We start from the raw sequence: 3,357 nt of genomic DNA on the forward strand, positions 1-3,357 counted from the left end.
TTTTTCTTAAATTTATGCCATTAGTTGGCCTTTGCTTAACCTGTCGCTAAATTGAAACTTTTCGCTTCAATTTCCGCCACTGACGCCAAGCCCCGTAACTTAAGCCATAGCTACGCGGACAGCTTTAAAAGCAATATTAAATGGACACTCTTCAATAGATAAATAAACAAAATAAATGAGGAAAACGCTTTTTATCCTTTTTGCAGGTTTGGCAATTCAAGCAAACGCACAAAACTTATTCCCTGTAAAACTCGAAAATTGTAAGGCTGAAAAGTTTTGCCTTGACTGTGGAGATATAAAAGCAGGTTATGAACAAAATGAGTTCACAAAATTACAAGACAAACTGAACAAGGAATTGAACTTACAAGGAATAAAAGGTGCTGTAAAATTTCAGGTTCTTGTTGACGCAACAGGTCACGCTTGTGTATTAAGTCATACTGACCAATCAAACAATCCCATTTCATTGAAAATTATTGAAGAACTTAACAAATTCGACAAATGGACACCGGCAATAACAGGTGGAAAGGCTGTAGAAAAGTCGTCCATCAACTTAATTTTTGCAATAAACAACAACAAAATTTCGGGACAGATTGAGCGGATTGATATGAAGATTTTTAATAACTCATTTGATACACCAAGTAGCCCAGAGATATACAATAAAACCTACGTGTACAAAAACGGAAGTTTAAAAAATTACAAAATGACAGTTTGGAACTCTAGTAACTCAAATCTTCCAAACAATATGAACGACCATATCACAATTGACAAAAATGGACTTGTTTGGCTGACTTTTGATGAAGGATTAGTAACTTTTGACGGAAAAGAATTCAAAAATGCAGAACAAGATATTACTGACAAAGGGAAATTCTTTTCCTATTATGCATTAACAACAGATAATGAAAATGTGAAGTGGGTTTATGGCACTAAAAATATTTACAGTTTTGACAATGTAAAATGGACAAAGTATGACTCAACAGCTATTGGAATAGATGGAGCCTATGAAATTGTAAATAATCAAAAGACTGGGGAAGTATTTTTCTGCTCTGACGAAGGCTTGACAATTTACAAAGATCGAAAATGGACGAATCTAAATAAAAGTAAACTCAAAGACCTGCCATCAAACAGGGTATATTTCGCAAAGAGAGATTCAAAAAACAGAATTTGGATTGGAACCTATAGTGGTACAGCTATAATTGACGAAAATAATCAGGTAACTAACTTTGAAAACACAAACACCATTTTGAAAGGAAAATGTATTACTTCAATGGACGAAGACGAAAATGGTAATCTTTTTTTTACGCTTTTCGAGTTTGACGGAAAAGTGAAAGGAAAAGTAAACAATGATGAAGGAATTGCAATTAGATACCCAGACGGAACTTTCAAACAATTTACGACCGAAAATTCAGGAATGCCTTTTAACCATGCAAATTGTGTTCTTTACGACAAAAATGAAAAGATCCTTTGGATTTCGACTGACAGAGCCGGCTTAGTAAGATATGACTTAAAAGATGGCTGGGAAAATTATCACAATGAGAACTCTGATATTCCAACTTCATACATTTCAACAATGACTTTTGATATGAATGGGAACTTGTATCTAGCGACACGACAAGGATTAGTAAAAATTGAGAGAAAACAATAAATACTCCTGATAATAAGGTGCCCCTAAACAGTATCTAAACATCACAATGCACATCCTTTACAAAAAGATAGTTTGAATCAAGTCATTAATAAAAAGAACAGACTTCTGGGAGAAATAAAAAATTTAAGATAGAAATTATGAAAAGAGTAACAATCCTTTTATTTCTAATTACCCTAAGTGGTATCACATTTGGTCAAGAAAAACTTTGGGTAAAACAAACCAAGGTAAATGATGCGATGAAATTCGAATCACAACTCAATCCAGACCCGAAATTTTTAAATCAAAATATTTTCATGTCATCTGATTACTATCCTTACCTGGAAAAGTATCCTCTCCAAACCCCAGTAGTCGTAGAACGATCAGCGGTAGATTATTTGGCATTGTCTGTTGAATATTTTTTTTCAGAAAAAGACTCATTACTCAGAATAGTTTCTTGCAACTGGGAAGTAAACAGGTATAATAAATCAATGCAGAAGCTTGCTAAGGGTTGGAAAGAGGAGAATAAAAAACTTGACATCTACAATAAGGAATACGAGCGAATAAAAAAGAACATGATCCAAATATTTGGTCTAGCAAACTCTGATGATCAAGAACCCAAAAGTGTCAAATCACCATGGGATTCAAGCACTTATTTAACCCGCGAAACAGTTTGGGATAATATGGATCTACATGCTCAGCTGGATTTAATTTTCTCGGACAATACGCATCGAATCAGGTTGACTTACTACTGGAAAGATAAACAAAATTAGAAAGTCGAATCTAATGGAAACATCCAGAAATGAACTATCACAATCGAATATTCAAAGGTGTCAACAATTCAGATAATGGCGACGCCTCAAGTGAGACGGCTTTTCATTACAAACCAGAGGAAAAGTTGGACTATTTCGCCGCTCGAACGTTTTCAAAGTGGACTGCCTGTCAGAATAGTCAGTTACTTGGATTTGTCATAGAATGATTGTAACTCATCTTTTGATTGCGTGAACTTAAAATATTTTGGTTCGTGTAAAATAGAATTGAAATAAATTTCCTGCATCCTTTTCTTGTCCTGTAATTCAGCAAATGCACTGAATTGTGCAATCAATGTACTGTAAAAACCACCAATATGCCATTCATTGTATGCTACTGTTTTATCGTATCCAATCCATTCAAAGTCTGCGTAGTCAAAGTTTTTAAAGTAAAAATATTCTTTGCCATTAAACTTTGGAAGTTTGTCGCAAAACTCAAGTATTTTTTTGTTGTTTTTCATCATCTGTAGAACTTTGAAGCGTGATCCAACCAAAGCATCCATCATATTTAAAAAGAAGATTGCCCTTTCAGTTTCGTCCTTAAACCCTAAACTGTCTATATTGAAATTGTACTTACTCAAATCAGCTTCGTTAAATAATGAAGTTATACCCCCATGGATACGATAGTAGTAGTTATCAAGCAACCATCGACTATCAATCTGCTTGGATAGAACTTCATTTGCTACAGCTTCAACTGGCCTTGCCGTGACTTTTTCATTTGTGGATATTACGGTTTGATTTGTGCCAGTCATTTCGGTCGGATGGGTTCTTCATCAATTTTGGTGAATTAGGCTGATTTAGCGAGAACCATTTTTCTTAATAACTCAAAGCCTGCCTTCCCATACATTTTCCTTTTGATGTTTTTTATTCGGTTTACCTGGCCTTCAACTTGACCATTGCTTATGGATGTTATGACAGCATTATTAACTG

General features: G+C 34.5%; 4 protein-coding genes. 2 read left to right on the forward strand and 2 right to left on the reverse strand.

Features of this window, described 5'->3' with window-relative positions:
- The first annotated feature begins 208 nt into the window (after positions 1-208).
- Positions 209-1,642, forward strand: coding sequence for a two-component regulator propeller domain-containing protein (locus tag GVK91_RS27045; protein ID WP_200845721.1), 1,434 nt, complete (start codon positions 209-211; stop codon positions 1,640-1,642).
- Between the two features lie 137 nt (positions 1,643-1,779).
- A complete protein-coding gene (locus GVK91_RS27050; protein ID WP_153845613.1) occupies positions 1,780-2,391 on the forward strand; it encodes a hypothetical protein in 612 nt (203 codons plus the stop codon).
- A gap of 182 nt (positions 2,392-2,573) precedes the next feature.
- Here GVK91_RS27050 and GVK91_RS27055 read toward each other — a convergent pair whose 3' ends face one another.
- Entirely contained in the window at positions 2,574-3,179 is a 606-nt protein-coding gene (locus GVK91_RS27055) for a hypothetical protein (protein WP_159732717.1), read from the reverse strand.
- A gap of 35 nt (positions 3,180-3,214) precedes the next feature.
- Positions 3,215-3,357, reverse strand: a 143-nt coding sequence (locus GVK91_RS27860) for a transposase (protein WP_159732609.1), incomplete at its 5' end; no start/stop codon positions are given.

It is taken from the genome of Sphingobacterium sp. 18053, assembly GCF_902706145.1.
Classification (GTDB): Bacteria; Bacteroidota; Bacteroidia; order Sphingobacteriales; family Sphingobacteriaceae; genus Sphingobacterium; species Sphingobacterium paramultivorum.

What these genes read in the sequence shown, in the direction of transcription:
- GVK91_RS27050 (WP_153845613.1), top strand. Translation starts at nt 1,780, where the DNA reads ATGAAAAGAGTAACAATCCTTTTATTTCTAATTACCCTAAGTGGTATC.
- GVK91_RS27055 (WP_159732717.1), bottom strand. Translation starts at nt 3,179, where the DNA reads ATGACTGGCACAAATCAAACCGTAATATCCACAAATGAAAAAGTCACG.